The organism is Sphingomonas sp. UYP23 (assembly GCF_054059235.1).
The window spans coordinates 3,256,634-3,277,291 of the sequence record NZ_JBSSBX010000001.1; the positions used below are offsets into that span (position 1 = coordinate 3,256,634).

12 protein-coding genes and 3 pseudogenes are annotated in these 20,658 nt (G+C 63.7%); 6 read left to right on the top strand and 9 right to left on the bottom strand.

All coding sequences use genetic code 11. The features are described from left to right. The first annotated feature begins 23 nt into the window (after nt 1-23). Both ACVWYO_RS16055 and ACVWYO_RS16060 read left to right on the top strand, forming a co-directional pair. Nucleotides 24-2,339, top strand: a pseudogene (locus tag ACVWYO_RS16055) (TonB-dependent receptor). A 235-nt stretch (nt 2,340-2,574) separates the two neighbouring features. Beyond that, nucleotides 2,575-3,232: pseudogene (locus ACVWYO_RS16060) on the top strand (sulfite oxidase-like oxidoreductase). Between the two features lie 122 nt (nt 3,233-3,354). On the opposite strand, the gene ACVWYO_RS16065 reads toward ACVWYO_RS16060, so the two are convergent. Then, on the bottom strand, nt 3,355-3,696 hold the full coding sequence (locus ACVWYO_RS16065) for a hypothetical protein (protein WP_457352450.1): 342 nt from the start codon (nt 3,694-3,696) through the stop codon (nt 3,355-3,357). A 145-nt stretch (nt 3,697-3,841) separates the two neighbouring features. On the opposite strand from ACVWYO_RS16065, the pseudogene ACVWYO_RS16070 reads away from it, so the two are divergent. The 3 genes and pseudogenes from ACVWYO_RS16070 to ACVWYO_RS16080 form a co-directional block, all read left to right on the top strand. Next, a pseudogene (locus ACVWYO_RS16070) lies at nt 3,842-4,321 on the top strand (PAS domain-containing protein); the annotation flags it as partial. A gap of 61 nt (nt 4,322-4,382) precedes the next feature. Continuing rightward, entirely contained in the window at nt 4,383-6,725 is a 2,343-nt protein-coding gene (locus tag ACVWYO_RS16075; RefSeq protein ID WP_457352452.1) for a PAS domain-containing protein, read from the top strand. A 476-nt stretch (nt 6,726-7,201) separates the two neighbouring features. Continuing rightward, nucleotides 7,202-8,319 (top strand): IS3 family transposase gene (locus tag ACVWYO_RS16080; RefSeq protein WP_457352454.1). Its coding sequence is split into 2 segments (ribosomal slippage): nt 7,202-7,454 and nt 7,454-8,319, totalling 1,119 coding nucleotides; the frame shifts between segments, so codons are not numbered across the junction. A gap of 92 nt (nt 8,320-8,411) precedes the next feature. Here the strand turns inward: ACVWYO_RS16080 and ACVWYO_RS16085 are convergent. From ACVWYO_RS16085 to ACVWYO_RS16095, 3 genes are all read right to left on the bottom strand, one after another. After that, the gene (locus ACVWYO_RS16085) at nt 8,412-9,938 is read right to left on the bottom strand and encodes a DHA2 family efflux MFS transporter permease subunit (RefSeq protein WP_457352456.1); all 1,527 of its coding nucleotides are present in this window, start codon (nt 9,936-9,938) and stop codon (nt 8,412-8,414) included. Nucleotides 9,939-10,119: 181 nt separating this feature from the next. Further along, a complete protein-coding gene (locus ACVWYO_RS16090) occupies nt 10,120-11,283 on the bottom strand; it encodes an HlyD family secretion protein (protein WP_457352458.1) in 1,164 nt (387 codons plus the stop codon). Beyond that, the gene (locus ACVWYO_RS16095; protein ID WP_457352460.1) at nt 11,276-12,751 is read right to left on the bottom strand and encodes an efflux transporter outer membrane subunit; all 1,476 of its coding nucleotides are present in this window, start codon (nt 12,749-12,751) and stop codon (nt 11,276-11,278) included. Before ACVWYO_RS16095 ends, ACVWYO_RS16090 begins: the two co-directional genes overlap by 8 nt. Before the next feature lie 95 nt (nt 12,752-12,846). Between ACVWYO_RS16095 and ACVWYO_RS16100 the strand changes: the two genes are divergently transcribed. Continuing rightward, nucleotides 12,847-13,488, top strand: coding sequence for a TetR/AcrR family transcriptional regulator (locus ACVWYO_RS16100; RefSeq protein WP_457352462.1), 642 nt, complete (start codon nt 12,847-12,849; stop codon nt 13,486-13,488). Between the two features lie 532 nt (nt 13,489-14,020). Here the strand turns inward: ACVWYO_RS16100 and ACVWYO_RS16105 are convergent. From ACVWYO_RS16105 to ACVWYO_RS16125, 5 genes are all read right to left on the bottom strand, one after another. Beyond that, a complete protein-coding gene (locus tag ACVWYO_RS16105; protein WP_457352464.1) occupies nt 14,021-15,631 on the bottom strand; it encodes a hypothetical protein in 1,611 nt (536 codons plus the stop codon). Then, on the bottom strand, nt 15,621-16,373 hold the full coding sequence (locus tag ACVWYO_RS16110; protein WP_457352466.1) for a hypothetical protein: 753 nt from the start codon (nt 16,371-16,373) through the stop codon (nt 15,621-15,623). The genes ACVWYO_RS16105 and ACVWYO_RS16110 overlap by 11 nt, the downstream gene beginning before the upstream one ends. Then, the gene (locus ACVWYO_RS16115; protein ID WP_457352468.1) at nt 16,373-17,623 is read right to left on the bottom strand and encodes an ATP-binding protein; all 1,251 of its coding nucleotides are present in this window, start codon (nt 17,621-17,623) and stop codon (nt 16,373-16,375) included. The genes ACVWYO_RS16110 and ACVWYO_RS16115 overlap by 1 nt, the downstream gene beginning before the upstream one ends. A 131-nt stretch (nt 17,624-17,754) precedes the next feature. Next, the gene (locus ACVWYO_RS16120) at nt 17,755-20,232 is read right to left on the bottom strand and encodes an Hsp70 family protein (RefSeq protein ID WP_457352470.1); all 2,478 of its coding nucleotides are present in this window, start codon (nt 20,230-20,232) and stop codon (nt 17,755-17,757) included. A 4-nt stretch (nt 20,233-20,236) separates the two neighbouring features. Continuing rightward, nucleotides 20,237-20,632: a hypothetical protein gene (locus ACVWYO_RS16125; RefSeq protein ID WP_457352472.1), complete on the bottom strand. Its 396-nt coding sequence runs from the start codon at nt 20,630-20,632 to the stop codon at nt 20,237-20,239. Between the last annotated feature and the right edge of the window lie 26 nt (nt 20,633-20,658).

Here is a 20,658-nt window from a genome sequence, read left to right on the forward strand (position 1 = left end):
TGCTCGCGGTGGCAGTCGCGTCGATGAGCGGTGCCGCCGCTGCGCAATCGCAGGTCGCAGCGCAGCCGCAGGCCGCTGACAGCCAGGGTATCGGAGATATCGTCGTCACCGCTCAGCGGTGGGCCGAAAGCGTCCAGCGTGCCTCGATTTCGATCGAGGCGTTCAGCGGTCAGGAGATCGCCAATCGGGGGGTGACGCGTCCTGACGACCTGACCAAGATTGCCACCGGCGTGCAGGTCGGCGGGGGCACCTCGACGCAGATCTATGTCCGTGGCGTGGGCGATTTCGGGGTGGTCGCGACCGCGAACCCGGCTGTGGTGACCAACCTCGACGGTGTCCCGATCTCGCGACCCCAGGCGATCTCGGGCAACTTCTTCGACCTCGATCGCATCGAATTGCTCAAAGGTCCGCAAGGCACGCTCTATGGGCGCAACGCCAGTGGCGGCGCGCTAAACCTCATCGCGGCAAAGCCTCGGCTCAACAAGTTGGAAGGTTATTTGCAAGGTACCGCCGGCAATTACGATACGTTGGGCGGCGAAGGGGCGATCAACCTGCCTGTCGCGGACGATGTCGCGGTGCGCGCATCGTTCCAACTTTCCGATCGCGGCGGCTACCTCACCGACGGCGGCGATGATGACAAGCATCAGTCGGTTCGTCTGCAAGCGCTTGCGAAGTTCGACAAGCTGACCATCCATCTGCTCGGCGGATATACCCATCTCGGCGGCAAAGGCTCTGGCTTGGCAGTCCTTCCGAGCATTCCGGGGCAGTCGCCGTGGACCGGAACGACGTCAAAGGCCGCCGCCGACTATTATTTCTCGGTCATCAACGCAAACTTCGTCGCCTCGAGAGGCGCGTCGCCGCCCGCTGCCGTGTTCGACCGCCCGGATGCGGAGCGCTTGTTCCAGAACGTGAAAAGCTGGAATATCAGCGGTCAGGCGGATTATGATTTCGGCGGCGCGACGCTGACCGTCCTGCCGGCATACCGCCGCACCACCGCGATCTTTTCCGTATCTCCCGGCTTCAACTACTCCCCCGGTGGGAAAGGCACCAAGGGCGAAACCTCCGATCAATATTCGCTCGAAACCCGGCTGGGCGGCACCAGTGGCAAGCTGAAATGGGTCGTGGGCGCGTTTGCCTTCCAGGAGAATCAGAGCACCGATTTCGCGATCACCGCTGGTGTCATCCAGCGTGTTCGGATCGCCTCGGACCTGCAATCCAAATCCATCGCGGGGTTTGGCGAAGCGACGTACAGTCTTACGGATCGGCTGCGCCTGATCGGCGGCCTTCGCTACACGTCGGATCAGCGGTCGCTGACCAATTTCCGCAAGTTCGCGGTTTCGCCGACCGTCACCGGTTCCCCGCCGCTCGCCACTCCGTGCGTGCCGCCGACCTTTGCACCGGGCAGCGAGTGCAACCTCCTGCCGCCGGTCAATTTCGACAGCGCCCGCACTTTCAACCGCGCGACCTGGAAGGTTGGCGGCGAGGTCGATCTGGCGCCGCAGAGCATGCTGTTCGCAACGGTGAGCACCGGGTTCAAAGCCGGCGGGTTCAACCAGGCCGTCGATACGGTCGCCACCAACCGCGCGTTGCCGTTCAAGGCCTAGACGATCACGGCCTACACCGTCGGTCTGCGCAACCGTTTCCTGCACAACACGCTGCAATTCAATCTTGAGGGATTCTACTGGGACTACCGTGATCTCCAGCTCTCTTCGCTGATCCTCGACGGATCGGGCAATCTGTCGCTGACCACGCAGAATGCCGGCAAAGCGCGAATTTACGGCCTCAACGCGGACGTCGTTGCCAAGCCGTTCGCCGGGACCACGCTGCACGCGGGCGTAGAATATGTGAACTCGCGCTATCAGGAATTTTCCTTCGTACAGGCAGCGCAGTTCACCACCCCCGGTTCGACGGGCTGTGGCGTATCACCGGCAAACATTACGCCAGGGCCGCTGGGTCCGTATGTAACGGTGAATTGCGCCGGCAAGCCGCTCGTGCGTTCGCCCAAAGTTTCGGGCAATGTCGGCATGACACAAGTGTTCCGATTGACGAGCGGGAGCAACATCACGTTCGATACCGATCTGGCGTTCGCAACGAAGCGCTACACGTCGACCAGCTTCGTGCCGAATTCGCTGGCGGATGCCTATGGCAACTGGAACGCCACGCTGACCTACAACGCCCCCGGGGAACGGTGGTTTATCGGGGGGTATGTCCGCAACATAACGAACGCCACCGTCTATACCGGCGGCGGCGGCGACCAGAGCCCGTTCGTCAACGGCTTTGTCTCCAGCACGATCGGCGCACCCCGAACCTACGGCGCGCGCTTCGGCATGCGGTTCTAACGACACGGGAAGGGGGGGCGACAATGGCGTTGGTTCCTGCCGCCGGAGGTCGTCCGCGTGACGATCGAGGCCCGGCGGCAGGCCAGCGCAACCGGCGAGTGCCAGCGCTCCGCCGCGACTGCGCGCCACGACGATGGTCTGGCTGGAATTGATGCAAGCCGGCGGTACACGCATTGCGATCGGGTTGCGCCCGGGGTGGCGCTGCTCGATGATGCGGTTGCCGCTGGAGACCGCCATGACCGACGATACGCCGCCGCCCGACAGCAAGCTCACCCGTTCCAAGCAGCGTTGGGCGAGCGAGCACAAGTTCATTACGGGGGACGATGCACGCCACGGCGCATGAGCGCCTTCCACCGGGCCAGCATCTGGTGAACGACTGGCCGGTGCTCGATCTGGGCCGCCAGCCCGACGTCGCGCAGGAGCGCTGGGCGCTGGCAATCGGCGGGCTCGTCGAGCGCCCGGTGACGCTCGACTGGACGGCGTTTATGGCCCTGCCGCAGATGCGGACGCGCTCGGACATCCACTGCGTGACGACGTGGTCGCGCTACGACAACGGATGGACAGGGGTTGCCACGCGCGACCTGCTCGACCGCGTCCGGCCGCGCGAGGAGGCCGCCTTCGTCCTGTTACACGGCTATGACGGCTATACGACCAACGTGTCGCTCGCCGACTTCGCGGATGCGGCGGCGATGGTCGTGCATAGCTGGGAGGGCAAGCCGCTCACCCGCGCGCATGGCGGCCCGGCGCGGATGCTGATCCCGCACCTCTATCTGTGGAAGAGCGCCAAATGGATATGCGGGATCGACTTCTTGGACGCCGACAAAGCCGGGTTCTGGGAGGTCAATGGATACCATATGCGTGGCGATCCCTGGTCGGAAGAGCGCTATTCATGAGCAGCGGGTTCAGGACGGGCGTTTCGTGTCGGTAGCCTACGGAACGGTGACGCGCGGCACGCCATCGAAGTGAGGCCGTCGCGTGACACCGTTCGGGTCGACCAGCCCGGATCGGCGCCTCGTTATCGCTGCTTCTTCGTTGTGGTAGCGGTGAAGTCGGGATCCTTCTTCGCGACCCAATCCACGAATTTCCGGACGGCGGGATCCGCGAGCAGCGCTTCCACATCCATCGCGTGGCGTTGCAGCTCGGCGTTGGTGAAATTTGCGACCAGCGTCTGTTGGCAAATCGGATGCATCGGCACCACGTCGCGACCACCACGGCTTTTCGGCACGGGATGATGCCAGACAATCGTCTTGCCCAGCACGCGGCCGCAGAGCCAGCAGGGCGCTACCGCAGCCGGGATATCCTCGTCCTCGAGCTGTGGCGCCTCGTACGGGCCATGTTTCGAATGCTTGCGGGCCATGCGTCTCTCAATTCCAAAATCAGCGCAGGCTGTAGCAGCGCGCCGGGCGCCACGACAGCCCAGTCCGTCGCGAGGGATCGCCGGCTTCGAGTCATAAACGCCCGCGGTCACGAACCGCCCAAGCGAAGCTCCAGACGTGCCGCCGATGCCACTATCCAAAAGACCTTGCTCAAGGGTGCATTGCGGTGGATTGATACCGGGTATTACGCTGCCAAATGTCGACCCCGTTAGATCGCTCTATCTTACGTTGGACCTTCCCTTGCCGAACACCGCTTTGAACCGCTGGATCATCGACAGCGCGACCGACTTCGCGATCATCGCCACGGACCGCGAGGGGCGGGTGACCGCCTGGAACGCGGGCGCGCGGCTGATCCTTGGATGGAGCGAAGCGGAGATGCTCGGCCAGACCCTGGCGCGCGTCTTCACGCCCGAGGACGATGCAATCGGCCGCGTCGATACCGAGATGCATGAGGCGCTCATCGCGGGAGCCGGCGCTGACGAGCGCTGGTATCAGCGCAAAAGCGGCGAGCGTTTCTGGGCCAATTGTCAGATCACGGTGCTCCGTGACGACGCCGACCAAGCGATCGGGTTCGTGAAGGTGCTGCGCGACAGGACCGAGCAGAAGCTTGCGACCGAAGGGCTGAGCGGCAGCCAGAGCAACATCCGCCTGCTGCTTCGATTCGATGATGGAGGGCTTCTACGCGGTCGATACCGAGGGCGTGACGACGCTTTGCAACGCCGCGTTCCTGCGCATGATGGGCTTCGCGCGCGAGGAGGACGTGCTCGGCCGCAAACTGCACGACACGATTCACTCCAAACATCCCGACGGATCGCCCTATCACTTCAGCGACTGCCCGATCTCCAGATGCGCGCGCGACGGCATCGGCGCCCATGTCAGCGATGAGCTCTTCTTTCCGGTCAATGGCGCGCCGCCGTTGCCCGTCGAATATCGGGTCATCCCGATCATCAGCGGGGGCGAGCATCGCGGCGCGATTTGCACCTTCGTGCCCGTTGCCGAGGAGCGGAACGCCTCGGAGCGGTTGAAGCTCGCGCTCGACGCCGGTGCGATCGTCGGCACCTGGGTATGGGACGTTTCCGCGGACACTTTCATCGCCGACGATCGCTTTGCGGAATCGTTCGGCTTGTCGCCCGAACTGTGCCGATCGGGTTTGCCGCTCGATCAGGTCACCGCGTCGATCCATGAGGACGACCGAGCCAGGGTTGGCGACGCGATCCAGGACGCCCTTGCGCGCGGCGGGCCGTACTGCTGCGAGTATCGTGTGCTCCAAGGTGACGGCGTCTATCGATGGGTCGAAGCCAACGGCCGGGTCGAACTCGACGGTGAGGGGCGCGCGCTTCGTTTCCCGGGGGTGCTGCTCGACATCGAGGCCGGGCGTGTCGCGGAAGCCGAACGCGATCGCGTGACCGCGCTGCTGCGCACGTTCACGGAAGCCGTGCCGGGCGTTGTCTATGCGAAGGATCGCGAGGGGCGCTTCCTCATCGGCAACCGCGGCACGACCGAGCTCATCGGCAAGCCGCCAGCCGAGTATATCGGGCTGACCGATGTGGACGTGCTCGATGACCGCGCCGAGGGCGAGAGGATCATGGCGACCGATCGCCGCATCATGGAAAGCGGCGTAGAGGAACAGGCCGAGGAAGAGGTCAGGCTTCCGGATGGCAGACCGGCGACCTGGCTGTCGACCAAGGCCCCGCTGTTCGACGACGCCGGGGCGGTGATCGGCCTCGTCGGCTCCTCGGTCGACGTGACCGCCAGAAAGCAGGCAGAAGCGGCTGTCCGCGAACTGAATCGAACGCTCGAGCAACGCGTCGCCCAGGCGATCGACGAGCGTCAACAGGTCGAGGAAGCGCTCCGCCAATCGCAGAAGGTGGAAGCCGTGGGGCAGCTGACCGGCGGCTTGGCGCACGATTTCAACAATCTGCTGACCGGCATGATGGGGAATCTGGAACTGCTCCAGTTGCGGATCGCGCGCGGCCGGCTTGACGATATCGATCGCTTCGTGCTGGCAGCCCAAGGCGCGGGCCGCAGGGCCGCGTCGCTGACGCAGCGTCTGCTCGCTTTCTCGCGTCGGCAGACGCTCGATCCCAAGCCGACCGACGTGAACCGTCTGATCGGCGGCATGGAAGACCTGTTGCGGCGCACCGTCGGCCCGGGCAACACGATCGAGGTCGTCGGCGCTGCTGGTCTCTGGGCGTCCAATATCGATGCCGGGCAACTCGAGAATGCCCTGCTCAACCTGTGCATCAATGCCCGCGATGCGATGCCGGACGGCGGCCGGCTGACGATCGAGACCGCCAACAAATGGCTCGACGATCGGGCGGCCCGGGAACGCGACCTTTCCGCCGGTCAGTACCTTTCCGTGTGCGTGACCGACACCGGCACCGGCATGTCGCCCGAGACAATCGAGCGCGCGTTCGAACCCTTCTACACGACCAAGCCCATCGGCCAGGGCACGGGGCTGGGGCTCTCGATGATCTACGGTTTCGCGCGGCAGTCCGGTGGCCAGGTACGGATCTATTCGGAGGTGGGTACCGGCACGACGATCTGCATCTATCTGCCACGGTATCACGGGGATGCGCCCGTCGCCGAGATCGAAGAAGCATCGACGCGTCGCGATAGCGCGCACGGCCAGACGGTCCTGATCGTCGACGACGAAGCCACTATCCGCCATCTCGTCGACGAGGTGCTCGAAGATCTGGGCTACACCGTCATCGGTGCAGCCGATGGCGCGGCCGGTCTGAAGGTGCTGCAGTCGGGCGCGAGGATCGAGTTGCTGATCACCGACGTCGGCCTCCCGAACGGAATGAACGGGCGGCAGGTTGCCGATGCGGCTCGGTCGCTTCGGCCGAATCTGAAGGTGCTGTTCATCACGGGCTATGCGGAGAATGCCGCCGTCGGCAACGGGCATCTCGAGCCCGGCATGGAGTTGCTGACCAAGCCTTTCACGATGGAAGCGCTCGGGATCAAGGTCGGCGAAATGCTTCGTAAGTCAGACGCGGAAAAGCCCTAGCGATCCCGGAATGCCAAGCCGGCGAGCCATGGCGCTGACTGGGACGGAGCCGAAGCATCGTCCCTTTTCCGGCTCCAGGAACGATCGGTTGGTTTCGGGAAGCCTTGCGCTGGTCGGGGCTGCTGTTTCGAGCGGGTGGCGCGCGTCCGCCGACAGCGCATACGGTTCGAGCGCGACCGTGTCGGGAAGCCCTTCGTGCAAGGGCAAATCACAGGTGCTGAAAAGCACGTCCGGTCTGACCGTTTATGCCCAGGCTTCTCCGGTCGGTCCGGGGAACGGAATTGGGGCGCACCGTGCGTGGACGCTGAGCCATTCGCGGCCTGCTGCCACCCGATGGCGATCTGCGCCTTGCCAAACGTCGGGAACGCTTCCGCCGTCACCTGCCCTTCACCCTGATGACCTGCTGCCCGTTTCCTGGACCGTTTTGAGCTGGAAAATTCCAGTTTAGGATTGAGGGTCAGTCGATGGAGTGAGCGATGAAAAGATCGAAGTTCAGCGAGGCGCAGATCGCGTTTGTGTTGAAGCAGGCCGAGGACGGCACGACGATCGGCGAGGTGTGCCGCAAAGCCGGGATCAGCGATGCGACATTCTATGCCTGGCGCAAGAAATACGCCGGTTTGATGCCATCGGAGATGCGGCGATTACGCCAACTCGAGGATGAGAATGCGAAGCTCAAGCGGTTGGTGGCCGACCTGAGTCTCGACAAGGCGATGTTGCAGGATGTCGTCTCGCGAAAGCTCTGAGGCCTGATCGGCGGCGTCAGCTCGTCGACGACATCCGGGGCATCTGGTCCGTCAGTATCCGACGGGCGTGCAGCGTGCTTCGGGCGGAGCGATCGAGCTACCACTATCGTGGACGCCGCGCGGATCAGGCCGACCTAAAGAAGCGGATGCAGGAGATCGCTGAAACGCGCGTGCGTTACGGCTATCGCCGGATCCATGTGCTGCTCCGGCGGGAGGGTTGGGACGTGAACGCGAAACGTGTTTATCGGCTTTACAAGGAGTTGGGGCTGCAGCTGCGACAAAAGCCACCGAAGCGCCGGGTGAAAGCGAAGCTAAGAGAAGGACGCTGCGCGGCGTCGTGTTCGAATGAAGTATGGGCCATGGACTTCGTCCATGACCAACTCGCCACGGGATCGAAGCTACGCATCCTGACGGTGATCGACACGTTCAGCCGGTTCTCGCCAGCAGTAGTGCCACGGTTCAGCTTCCGGGCGCCTGACGTGATCGCCGTGCTGGACCGGGTCTGCGGCGAGGTCGGCTATCCAGCCTCGATCCGGGTGGATCAGGGCAGCGAGTTCATCTCCCGAGACCTCGACCTGTGGGCGTACATGCGGGGTGTCGTACTGGACTTCTCGCGGCCTGGCACGCCGACGGACAATGCGTTCATCGAGAGCTTCAACGGCAAGTTCCGGGCGGAGTGCCTGAACCAGCACTGGTTCATGAGCCTCGACGATGCGGTCGGAAAATGCGAGACTTGGCGTAGAGACTATAACGAGGTGCGACCACATAGCGCGATCGGCAATAAGCCGCCGATATCGCTGGTGAACCGGTCAGCGGCACATGGCCCGCCCTGGCCGGCAGGAACTGGATGACGCCCAGCCGGGTGGTCCAAGAATGGGTAGCAGCTCACTGAACCCAACCTTTCCATGCCAGGTTGGTCCAGGAAACGGGGAGCAGGTGACCTTTAGTGGGCTGCGCCTGCTTCGACGGCGCGGGTAGGGCGGGGCGACAGCCAGATGATCATCGCGGCAAAGGCGAAGACGATCGCCGACAGCAGAAAGAGATGGTTGATCGCCATCGCATAGCTTTCCTGGGTGACCGTCTGCTCGATGGTGCCACGCACCTGATCGAGCGAGAAGCCGCTGGCCTGCATCGCCGCGCTGGTCGGGTCGGCGTTGAGCTTCGACACGATTTCGCTGCGCGCGACGACGGCGTTATTGGCATAGAGCGTGGTCGAGACCGAGGTGCCGATCGCGCCCGCCATCGTCCGCAGGAAGCTCATCACGCCCGCCGCCGAGGCGGTTTCCTCGGGCTCTACCGCACCAAGCCCGATCGTGGTGAGCGGGATGAAGAAGAACGGCATGCCGATCCCCTGCAACAGCTGCGGCATCGCCAGTGTCCAGAAATCCGCGCCGCTGGTCCAGTGGACCCGGAGCAGCGAGGTCGCGCCGAGCCACAGGATGCCGAAGCAGACCAGGCCGCGCGGATCGACCCGGTCCATCAGCTTGGCGACGATCGGCGACATCGCCACCGCGCCGACCCCGGTGAAGGCGGTCACATAGCCGGCATAGGTCGCGGTATAGCCCATGCTGCTTTGGAGCCATTGCGGGATCAGCACCGCCGAGGCGAAGAACGCGGCGAAGGCGAAGGCGAGGCTGATCACCGAGACGGTGAAGCCGCGGTGGCGAAAGACGCGCAGATCGACGATCGGCTGGCGCTCGGTGATTTCCCAGGCGACGAACACCGCCAGCCCGATCGCCGCGACGATCGCGAGGGTCACGATCAGGCCGTCGCCGAACCAGTCATGCTCGCGGCCGATGTCGAGCATGATCTGCAGCGCGCCGATCCAGACCACGAGCAGCCCGAGGCCGATCTTGTCCATCGCCAGCTTTTCGGTTCCGGTTTCTGCCGGCGAGAGCAGGCGGTGCGCGCCGAACGCGCACAGCGCGGCGATCGGGATGTTGATGAAGAAGATCCAGTGCCACGACCAGCTGTCGCTGATCGTCCCGCCCAGGATCGGGCCGAGGATCGGCGCCGTGACGGTCGTCATCGCCCACAGGCCCATCGCCTGTCCCTGCTGTTTCTTTGGAAAGATGCGCAGCAGCAGCGTCTGGCTGAGCGGCATCAGCGGGCCGCCGCACAGCCCCTGGCCGATCCGACACGCGACCAGCATGGTCAGGCTGGTCGAGAATCCGCACAGCATCGAAAACAGGCCGAAACCGAGCATCCCCAGCATGAAGGTCTTGACCGTGCCGAAACGTCCGGCAAGCCAGCCGGTGAGCGGCACGCAGATCGCCTCGGCAACGGCGTAGGAGGTGATCACCCACGTGCCCTGCGTCGACGAGATGCCGAGCGAGCCGGAGATGTGCGCGACCGACACGTTGGCGATGGTGGTATCGAGCACGACCATGAAATTGGTCAGCGCCAAGACCACGCCCGCCAGCAGCAGGGTGGGCCCGGTGAAAGGCTTGAAGTCTTCCTGAACGGCCATCGCCGCCTTACTCCTGCCGGCGCCGGAGCGCCCGGTTAACGGGTTCATTTCTCGGCTGGCAGGCGGGTCGACCTATGCGATCCCGCCTGCCCTCGACGGGGCGTTCCCGAGCCGGGAGGGGGAACCCCGGGCTCTGGCGTTCGGGAAGGAACGCCCCGACAAGCACGTGCCGACGCAGGCGTTAGCGCGCGGCGGTATCGATCTCCGCGGTCATCGACAGGCCGACCCGCAGCGGATGCGCGGCGAGTTCCTTCGGATCGAGCGCGACGCGGACCGGCAGGCGCTGGACGACCTTGATCCAGTTGCCCGTCGCATTCTGTGCGGGGATCAGCGCGAAGGCCGAGCCGGTGCCGCCCGAAAAGCCGACGACACGACCGTGATACGCGACATCGTCGCCATAGAGGTCGGAGGTCAGCGACACCGCCTGGCCCGGCTTCACCTTGGCGAGCTGGCCTTCCTTGAAGTTCGCATCGACGTACATCTGGTTGACCGGGACGATCCGCATCACGGTCGTACCCGGCGCGACGCGCTGCCCGATCTGGATGCTGCGGCTCGCGACCACGCCGTCGACGGGCGCGCGCACGATCGTCCGGTCGAGATCGAGCCTCGCCTGGCGAACGCGGGCTTCGGCGGCGAGCACGTCGGGCGCGGTGGCGGCGGTGGTTCCCTGGATCAAGGCCTGGTTGGCGGCGAGATTGCCCGACGCCGCGCCCTGTTGCGACATTGCCTGCGCCACCGCGGCGCGCGCTTGCTCGAGCGTTGCGCGCGCGCCGGCCAGCGCATTGGTCGCCGATGTCAGTTCGTCGCCCGAGACCGCGCCGTTGGGCGCGAGCTTCTGCCGGCGGTTGAAATCGACCTGCGCCTTGGCGAAGCCCGCGCGCGCCGACACGAGCTGGGCCTGGGCGCTGGCGATATCGGCGCGGCGCGCATCGACCTGCGCCGACAGCGCGTTGCTGGTCGCCGCGCTCTGGCCGAACTGGCGGCGCGCCTTGGCCAGATCGGCCTCGGCACCGGCAAGCGTGATCTGCGCATCGCTGTCATCGAGCCGGACAAGCACATCGCCGCGCTTGACCGGCTGCGTGTCGGACGCGAGCACCGCGATCGTCTGCCCCGACACCATCGGCGTCACCTGTGCGGTATCCGCGCCGACATAGGCGTTGTCGGTCTCGACATGATGGCTGCCCACCACCGCATACCATCCGCCATAGCCTGCGCCGCAGAGCAGGACGACTGCGGCGATGCCGGTCAGCAGCCGCTTGCGCGTGTTCGGCGTCTTGCTGTCGGCGGCCATGTCCGGGGTCTCGGTCTGGTGGAATTGACGCGGCGTGGGGTCGGCATCAGCCATGGGTCTGGTCCTTGCTGGTCGGGTCCGTAAGGGTCCGGGCTGTCGCCACGGACGGGGAGAAGCCACCGCCCAACGCGCGCACGAGCGCGACATCGAGGGTGAAGGCGCGCGCCTGGAGGTCGGCGACCGTCCGCTGCGACTGGAGCGCACGGTCCTGCGCGGTCAGCACATCGGTGAAACGCGACAGCCCGACTTTGTAGCGCTGGCGTGCCACCGAATAGGCCGCCTGTGCCGCCACCAGTGCGGCGCGCGATTCGGACAGCCGCGTCGCCAGCGCGCGCTGGCTGACGACGGCATCGGCGACGGCGCGATAAGCGTCGGTCACCGTCTGGTCGTAAGTGGCGACCGCTGCGTCATAGAGCCCGCGCGCATGGCGATATTGCCCCTGCAACGCACCGCCGCGGAAGATCGGCAGGCTGATCGCCGGTCCGGCATTGCCGAAGGTCGATCCGCTGTCGAACAGCGAGCCGAGCCCCAGCGACTGGAGGCCGAAGACCGCGCTGAGTTTGACGTCCGGGTAGAAATCGGCGCGCGCGACTTTGATGCGGCTCGCCTCGGCCTCGACGCGGGTGCGGGCTGCGATGATGTCGGGCCGGCGGCCGATCAGATTGGTGGTGACGTCCGCCGGCACGCCGCGCGCGGTGATGATCGCGGTCGGCGCGGTAATCGCGAGCCCGCGATCGGGCCCCTTGCCGAGCAGCGCGGCGAGGCGGTTGCGCGTCAGCGCGATCTGTTCGTCGGTCGCGGCGATATCGGCGCGCGCGGTGGGTACGGCGGATTGCGCCTGTTTGAGCTCGGCCTGCGTGTCGAGCCCGGCGACGACGCGGTCGGCGGTGAGGCGCTCGGTCTGCTGGCGGATGTCGAGCGCAGTGGCCTGCACGCCGCGCTCGGCAAAGAGCTGGGCGAGCGTGGCATAGGCGTCGGCGATACTGGTCGAGAGCGTCAGCGTCGCTTGTGCGAGGTCGAGCCGCGCCGCCGCCGCGTCCGATTTGGCCGCTGCATACGATGCCTTGTTGCGGCCCCACAAATCGAGGTCAAAGCCGAGATCGGCCTCGAGCTTGCCGGTGCCTTTCCACCCCTTGGGCACGAAGGCCGCGGGATAGCCGTTATTGTAGCTCTGCTTGGCGGTCCCGACGCTGCCGCTGGCGTCGAGCGTCGGCAGGCGCGCCGCCTGGGCCTGCTGGACATAGGCATCGGCCTGGCGAACGCGCGCCACCGCGGCGGCGAGATCGGGCGTGCCCGCCATCGCTTCGGCGATCAACGCGTCGAGCTGCGGATCGCCATAATCGTGCCACCACGCCTGGTCCGGCCAAGCCGAGCGGTCGACGCCGGCAAGCGTCGCGTCCGCGGCATAAGCCGTCGACGGCGCCATTGTCGGAGCCGGGCCCAGCCTCGGGACGGTCGCACAGGCGGACAGCAGAAGCAGGGCGAGCGGTGCCATCGGGCGGATCGCGGTGCGGGGTGTCATGAGCGTCATATCTAAAACCGTACTAAGAGGTACAGTTTTCAAATGGGGGAGACGTGAACGGTTGTCAATTAAAAAGTGTACCGTATAGTACGATCATGACGATCGAACCGAACACGGCGCCGCTCGGCAAACGGGAGGCGCGCAAGCAGGACCGGCGGCAGGCGATCGTCGCCGCCGCCCGACGCTCCTTCCTCGAGGACGGCTATGCTGCGACGTCGATGTCCGGCCTGCTGACCGAACTGGGCGGATCCAAGGCGACCTTGTGGAGCTACTTCCGGTCGAAGGAGGAGCTGTTCGCCGCCGTCATAGAGGATGTGACATCCGATTTTCGCGCGGAACTCGAAGGCGGCTTGCTCGCCTCGGCCGACCTCGAAACGACGCTGTTCAGCTTCTGCCGCAGGTTCATGCAAAAGACCGCGCAGCCCGACGCCGTCGCGGCGTGGCGACTGATCGCGGGAGAGAGCGGGCGCTTCCCCGAATTGGGCGCCATCTTCTACGAACGCGCAGCGATGCGGGTCGAACACGCGCTGGCGGGCTATCTGCGCGGCCAGATTGGTGCCGGCTGCCTCCGCGACGAGGATCCGGTCGACATGGCCCAGATGCTGCTGGGCCTTTGCACGACCCAACATAACCGCCGCTTATGGGGCGTTTCGCCCGATGCCCCCGACTCTACCGAGCGCAATGCGCGGCGGTTCACCGGCTATTTTCTTCGGCTTTTCGCTGTGAACGCGACATAAGGTCGGGACCTGAAGCCGCCGGGAGGAACGTCATCATGTCAGGTCCGGGCCGTGTTGGCTGAGTCGGATCCCAACGGGCGTGATCTCTGGTTCCAGACCGCCGTTTGGAGTCGCCGTTGCAGCAGGAAGACGTGTCGGACGCTGAGTGGTCGCGGATCGTGGCCAACGATGCCCGGAGCCCTCGTTACACCCCATTGAAGCCTGTCGGGACTGTCAGACGGAATGCGGCGCAAGGTAGGCGGAGTTGGTGAAGTCGCGCTATCAAGCCATTCATTGCTTGGCGATGGTGACCCCTACGGGAGGGGGCAACGGCTCTAAGAAACGGCGGAAATCCGCCATTTTCGGCGCATATCCCCTCAGCCGCTATACCAGGAGGACCGACCTCCCGCTATGCCTGCGGCCTGCAGCATCACGGCGGCGCCGCGACAGAAACGGCATATGAATTTCAGGATGAGAGAGTCATCCTGAAAATCGGCGGCGCGCGATGGGACGCCTTCAACACGCGACGGAAGCCACCGCGCTGGAGCGACGATCAGGAGAACGCATCACTCAGCCTCGCGTGGCCGTTCGTCACCGCGGTCCGTATCAATGCCTCGAAGAAGTGGACATTCGCCACTTCACGGAACGAGAGCCGGGCAGTTGCCTTCGACTTTGGTGGCCCGTCGATGACAAGAGATCCGTCGATCGTTCGGAATGAGACCTCATGCCATCCAAACTGCGTGCGCTTCTCACCGAAGAGTTTGGAACACGGCAGGGTGATGCTTTCGTTTCGGACCACGGCGGCGCCTACGCGAAGATCGCGTCCGGTCTGGAGTTCCGAAATGATCTGACTGATCACCGGCTCCGCGAGTACGCGCCAAAGGCGTTCCACATAGGCTTCGTAGATGCCCTTGTTGCGCAATTTGATGACGGCTTCGCCCGTGCCATCGCTCCACGCGATGAGATATTCCGTGCCCGTTGGGATCCCGTTTAGCGAGTGGCTGATGCCGCCCCATCTGGCGCTGCGGATTTGCGCGACGTCATATTGGCGCCCCTTCCACTCGAGGGTGCGCGAGCTGATGCTCAGGCGCGTCTTGTTGAAGGTACCGACCTCAGCGACGTACGTATTTTTAGCTTCCAGCTGCTTCTTTTGAGCGACGAAACTGGCGATGGCCTCCCTGTCTTCGTCCGCCTTTGCAATGAAGCCCGGCAGGGCGGCGAAGCTCCTGACCAGCATTGCGTTCAGCTTTCGTGCGTCCTCGGAGAGATCGTGCTCGTTGTGAAGATCGATCGAGAGGCTGCGGATCATGTAGGCCAATCGTTCGCTATCGCGATCAGTGCGGCCTAGAATCGTCATGCTGCGCTGAATGGGCCTGGTTACCTCCTCCCAGGTCTCGAGCAGCTCGCCGAGCGCATCGATCAGCGGGCCCAACGCTTGGGGCCGGCTCCCAGCGACGTCTTTCGCCTTCTCGCAGAGCCTTTCGGCACCTGTCAGTTCTTCCTGGAGGAAGGGCTGTGTCCGCAGCGCGTAGTCTTCGATGACTTCGTGCATGAACGTGGGAAGGGCGCCCGATTTCGCCATCCTCTCCGACGCGCGGTACAGGCCTTCAGCCATCAGCGTCGTTGGCAGGCGCGACAGTAGCGAGAGGACGTCCCGTCGCCATAGTTGATGGCGTTCGCGGAGCATTTCCTCAGCCGCGTCTGTAGAGCTGAACGGCGGAAACCCCGCGATCTCGCGATCTTCGTTCACCTCGCGAAGCGTGCCGCCCAACGTCACCTCACTGACGGCTGAGGTCATCGCGATCAGGAAGCCGACGAGGTCGTCAAGCGTCCCCGGTGGGTATTGCTGGGCGCAAGCTGCGAGCGCATTCGCCATCGCCAGCCCGGCAAGGGGCATATCCTCGATTTCGCTCAGTCCGCGCGCTTGCATGGCGCGCTTGGCGGTCGATGGAGCGACGCCGGGAAACCAGCCGAGCTCGGCTTCAAACCGGCGGCGTGGTGCGGTCAGCACGGCACGGGCTTCCATGCATGCGTCGGGATCGAACATGAGCGAGCGGTCTTCGACGGCTTCGAAAATCCGCTCGCGCGTGTCTCGTGTCGTGACGTCCAGAATGGCGAAGGGGTTGGTCGCGATCGCAACCTGGTCGACGACGTTAGCTGACACGGGCACGGCCCTCCGCTTCGAGGCTCACACGCTGGTTTTCGACCTGCGGTTCGGCCATTTGCTTGTCGCTTACGTTGAACGACCGCTTGGAACAGCGGCTCTGATAATCTGTGATCGACGCGTTGATGCCATCGACATTGCTGTTGTAGCGCTCTCCGTCTGACGACCTAAGCTCATTAAGCTCCGACTGCTCGGCGGAAATGCGGATGTCCTCGGCTAGACAGTAGCGCAGTTCGCCTATCGATAGTGTCGAGCTGTCGTAGGCGGTCGGCTTCGGCATATCCGTTGGATCGCCTGCCGACGGATCGGGTCGGGGCGCAGCCGAGGGACCTTGATCGACGATCTGCCAGTTGCCGTCGGTCGAGGCAGCCGCAGTGTCCGTGGCGCCATCCGTAGGCGGCACGATGGATGTATCTTCGGCCTGCGGTGTCGAAATGGCGGGTGCAGCCGTTTCGGTACTCTGCTCGTAGGGCGCTGACGTGTGCGTCGCGCCGAAGAACGCGCCCTTTATACCGATGATGATGATGATTCCGAGGACCCAGCCGCCGATCTTCTTCGCGACTCCGGAAGATGCGCCGGTGTCGCGGTGAACTGGTGCCGCCGTAGTCGTATCCGATGTGTCCTGTCGCATCGGACGAGGCCCCGAAGCGGCACGATCTGCCTTCGCGAAAGCTGCATCGATGTCGGTTCGAAACGTGCTGAGCCCCGCAAAGCCGATCGCCTCTTTTCCCCCGTCGCTCATTAGAATCCGATCCGCTTCTGATCATCGGGATTACGTGATGGACTACGCGAAAGCGCTTCCTCGAAGTCTGTGGGCGCGATCCGGTCCTTGCCTGAGCGTGCTGCTAGGCGACCGGCCTCACGGACGACGTACGCAACGTCGGAGAGCGGCCGTCCGGCAAGATTGCTAGATAACGTAGCGAAATCTTCCAGATCATGCGGAATGTCTTGCAGGAGAGACGCAAGCATGCCTTTGATCTCCTCCAGCTCCGCGTGGTCGACCCGAACCACATGATCGAAGCGACCGCGGCGCAGGATGGCGGGATCGATCAGTTCGATCTTATTGGTCATGCCTATTACCAGGACGCGTGCGGCGCTCGCTTCGGGAATGCGCCGGAGAAATTCGGCGACTTCTTCAACACGGTGGTGGCCGGTTCCCACGTCACGGTCAGCCAGGAAGGCGTCCATTTCGTCAATGACGATCACGGCGGGAGCCGCCTTAATCGCCTCGGTGAAAATCTCGGCGACCTTGCGTGATGTCTCATGAATATACGGACTGGCGACGCTTGACGCATCGATCGAGAAACTTCGCCATCCCAGGTGCTCTACGAGTTTTTCGACGGCGAAGGTCTTGCCGCAGCCGGTGGGGCCCTCAAGGATGACGCCCCCCGGGAAGCCGATCCCCAAAGCGGCGTAGCGGGTCTCGTTCGCGACGATGTCGACGACATGCTCGTTGAAGAACGCCTCGAGATGGCTTCTTCCGGGGAGCCTGAAAGGTCCAATCGCTTCGGCCGGGACCTTGGGACTCCGCGGCGCCGAGGTTTTGCGTTTGGCCGCACGAGGTATGGGCTGCTTGATATCGATCCCGGCTGTCGCCGCGACATCTACGAGATCGTCCAGGTCCATTTTAGTGACGATCCGGTCGAGCGCGACAACGTCCTCGGCGGAAACGTCGACGCCGCCGCTCAAATAGCGACCGAGAGCGAGGGCCTTGTCGATCCGCGCGTCCCCATCCGTATCGATGGGGATCATGCACTCATGCTGGCGACAGAAAATCGCTCCGGACGTTCCTTCCGGCAGGGCCTCCAGCGCTCTGGCGAAAGGAAGAGCGTCGTCTTTGGACAATGGCCGTCCAAGCCGGGATATTTCGTCTATCTCGCCTACGACTGCCATGTAATGGTATTCGACATCGCCGAACGACAACACCGATAGCTCGGGAATCGGCACCTGATTCATTGCACCGCGGATGCCGGCATGGAACTCGCGCGTCATGATTAGCGCCCGCCCTTCGGGCACGAGCGCATGAAGCCAGAAGTCCCCATCACGTCCTACCAGCAGTCGGCCGATCTTGCGGCCATCTGGCTCGGACAGTTGGAAGCCGCGAGGAAGAGGGGAGGACGCCATTATGCCCCCACGATGTTCGTCATGGCCAAGATCTCCTCCTCACCAGGGCGAGTAAAGCGGAGCTGGTCGAGGATCATCAGTATCTCGCGCAGCTTGTCGAGATCAGGCTTGCCCAACGCGACGCGACCTTGCGAAATGAGCGCGACGTAGCGGTCGTGGTCGATGAACTGTTCCGGGCTCTGTGATAGCCAGTGGAAGCGATCCACGATGAAGTCGTCGGATCGCCATACCGTATTAATGTTGCGGGAGCGCAGCTCGGCGAGGTGTGTCTCGAAGTCGTTGCCATTTGCGTCGATAGAGTGCTGCGCAGTCCGGAGAAGTGCATCGAACGACTGCTCTTCTTCCGGGCGTGCATATCTGCGTGTCTGATCATCAAAGAAACCAGCGATGCCGTCGAGATCGACCTGACGGATGACCTTGAGGTGATCCTTGCGCAGGATCGAGATCTCCTTGCGGATCACGCGGATTTCGTCGAGCGCCAGTTTGGTCTCTTCAGGATCGGCCCGATCGGCGTCGATCTCACGGATTCGATGCAATCTTTGGCGGATGCCGGCAATGCGCGGATCGTCGACATGCCTCGCGATTTCGTCGAGACGGGAGACCGTGGTGGCAGCCTCACTCGATACGAGCGCTGCGGCTTGGGTGTAATCTAGCTGAGCGTCTTGCCGGGAATAGTAGTTGTGACCGCTCGAGAACGATCCCCCGATTGATGGTACCGACACATCGAGCTTGATGTTGCCGCTATCCGTGACCTCATACTCGAGGAGGATTTCAGCGCCTGTGGCAATCATGCCCTCATCGAAGTCGGACCCGTTCACGCGGAAGGTTCCGATGAACTGATTGTCTCGGATCTCCCCCTGGGTATCGCCTTCGTAGAGCATGAAATTCAGCGCGCCCGGACTTCCGGCTCGGAGTGTTTCCCCCGCGAAGAGAGACAGTTTTCCGCGCTTCGGGAGAGGATCTCCAGCTTTCACGAGGCGCGAAAGAGTCTCTTGGCCGCCCCGGCTCCGGAGGACCGCGAGGCCGATCGTGTGCGAGGCAGGAATGGCGTCTATCGACGCCGCGGTACGACTGACGACGATCCGGTCGTTCCCGATCTTGATAGGTCCGCCGTTCGCGTCGAACACGAAGACACGGAAAGCGTTCTCGCCCGGCTTCGCCAACGGGAGCTCCAAGGACGCCCCGTCGTGCAGATCCTTGCGTCCCGACGACCAGCCCGTGTCTAGGCTGTCGACCTGGAACTCGCCGCTCATTCCGCCGACGCTGCGGGCTACGATACGGGCCTGGGAATCGGGAGTCCTGGCGGTATAGGCGAACTCGATCCCGACCGAGGATAGTGAGCTTCGCGACGCTTTGCGGCCTCGGGTCTGCGTCGACCAGTCGATCGACTCCGCGAAGATCGCTGCACCCTCGGCGACAGCCGTCATCGGGTTGACCTCTGTCGAGGCCGAGATGCCGAGTTCGAAGGCGACCTTGTCTCGCAGCGGCTTGTACTGGGTTGGGCCGCCGACGAAGACGATGCGATCGACGTCATGCGCGCTTATGCCCCCCTGCTCCAGAGTTGCGCGCGCGGATGCGATTGCCTTGTCGAGAATCGGAGCAATTAGCTTGTCGAGTGTCATTCGATCGATGGCGATATCGACGTAGACTTCCTCGTCGGATTCATCCCGCACCGCGATCTCGGTTTCCGAAAGGGCGATCACGGAGTCCTCCGACTGGGACAGCTCGATCTTTGCCTTCTCGGCTGCCCACGTCGCCATGCGGACGAGGCCCTTGTATTTCGCGTTCGAAGAAAAATCGTCTCCGATGTCGAATGTTTCAGCCAGCCAAGGTTTTACGAGATCGTCCAGGATGGCGCGATCGATATCGCGACCGCCACACATTTCGACCCCGCCATGTGCGAGTAGGCTCACTCGGCCTTTCATGCTCTGGGCGATGGCGATGTCGAGCGTGCCGCCGCCAAAGTCGAAGACGAGGAAGGTGCCGTCGCGGTTGCGCTGACGCATCACGCTCATGACGGCTGCCACCGGCTCCTGCATCAGGGCCACGCGGCCGATCCCGGCGGTCTCTGCGGCGGCAAGCGTGGCATCCTTTTGCATCTGATTGAAGGCCGCGGGAACGGTAATGACCGTACCGGTCTCTCCGCCGTTCCGCATCGTCTCGGGCAGGTAGCCGAAGACAGTGCGCAGAATTTCGGCCGAGCATTCCTCGGGCGTCATCGTCTTACCAACCGCCTTCAAATTGATAGGCGTGCTGGTGCCCATGAAGCGCTTGAACAGGGTCGCGGAATTATCGGGGTTCCGAGCGGCGTTGTTGTACGCGCGACTCCCGACGAATTTGTTGCCTCGACGATCGAGAAAGATCGCCGAAGGCGTGACGTCGTGCTGCTCGGGACTCTTGTACAGCGTCACGTTTTCGCCGTCGAAACTGGCGATGGCACTGTTGGTCGTGCCGAGATCGATACCGACGTATTCCACTATCCTACTTCCTCAACATCATCGTGCCGGTACGGCGCACGCTATCGGGACCCATGACGACGGGCTCCATCATCTGATCGACGTAGAGGACATCGTCAGCCTCGAAGTCGGCGGCGTTCAGCGCCGTCGCAGCCATCCCGGCATCGAAGGGCTGGCCGTCGAGATCAACGAGCCGAAGCCCGAGCGGTGACAAGGACTCGTCGAGCTTGCGCTGGAAATAGCGGATCTGGTTGGATTGCCGCCCCGCCGCCTTGATGTCACGGACGTCGATCGACCTCAGGAACATTCGCGACAGGCGCCAACTTTCGACCGCTAGGTCGATCAAGAGCTCCTCGGTATTAACCGACGTTTCTTCGTCCGACATTGAAACCCCCGATGTTTCCGCCGCTTCCAGCTGCATCCTGGAACCCGTTGTAGGATGGAGGT

Excerpts from the sequence above, each read along its gene's own strand:
- ACVWYO_RS16095 (WP_457352460.1), bottom strand. The coding sequence starts at position 12,751 with ATGACACCCCGCACCGCGATCCGCCCGATGGCACCGCTCGCCCTGCTT.
- ACVWYO_RS16085 (WP_457352456.1), bottom strand. The coding sequence starts at position 9,938 with ATGGCCGTTCAGGAAGACTTCAAGCCTTTCACCGGGCCCACCCTGCTG.
- ACVWYO_RS16125 (WP_457352472.1), bottom strand. The coding sequence starts at position 20,632 with ATGCAGCTGGAAGCGGCGGAAACATCGGGGGTTTCAATGTCGGACGAA.
- ACVWYO_RS16115 (WP_457352468.1), bottom strand. The coding sequence starts at position 17,623 with ATGACGCGCGAGTTCCATGCCGGCATCCGCGGTGCAATGAATCAGGTG.
- ACVWYO_RS16100 (WP_457352462.1), top strand. The coding sequence starts at position 12,847 with ATGACGATCGAACCGAACACGGCGCCGCTCGGCAAACGGGAGGCGCGC.
- ACVWYO_RS16065 (WP_457352450.1), bottom strand. The coding sequence starts at position 3,696 with ATGGCCCGCAAGCATTCGAAACATGGCCCGTACGAGGCGCCACAGCTC.
- ACVWYO_RS16110 (WP_457352466.1), bottom strand. The coding sequence starts at position 16,373 with ATGAGCGACGGGGGAAAAGAGGCGATCGGCTTTGCGGGGCTCAGCACG.
- ACVWYO_RS16075 (WP_457352452.1), top strand. The coding sequence starts at position 4,383 with ATGGAGGGCTTCTACGCGGTCGATACCGAGGGCGTGACGACGCTTTGC.
- ACVWYO_RS16090 (WP_457352458.1), bottom strand. The coding sequence starts at position 11,283 with ATGGCTGATGCCGACCCCACGCCGCGTCAATTCCACCAGACCGAGACC.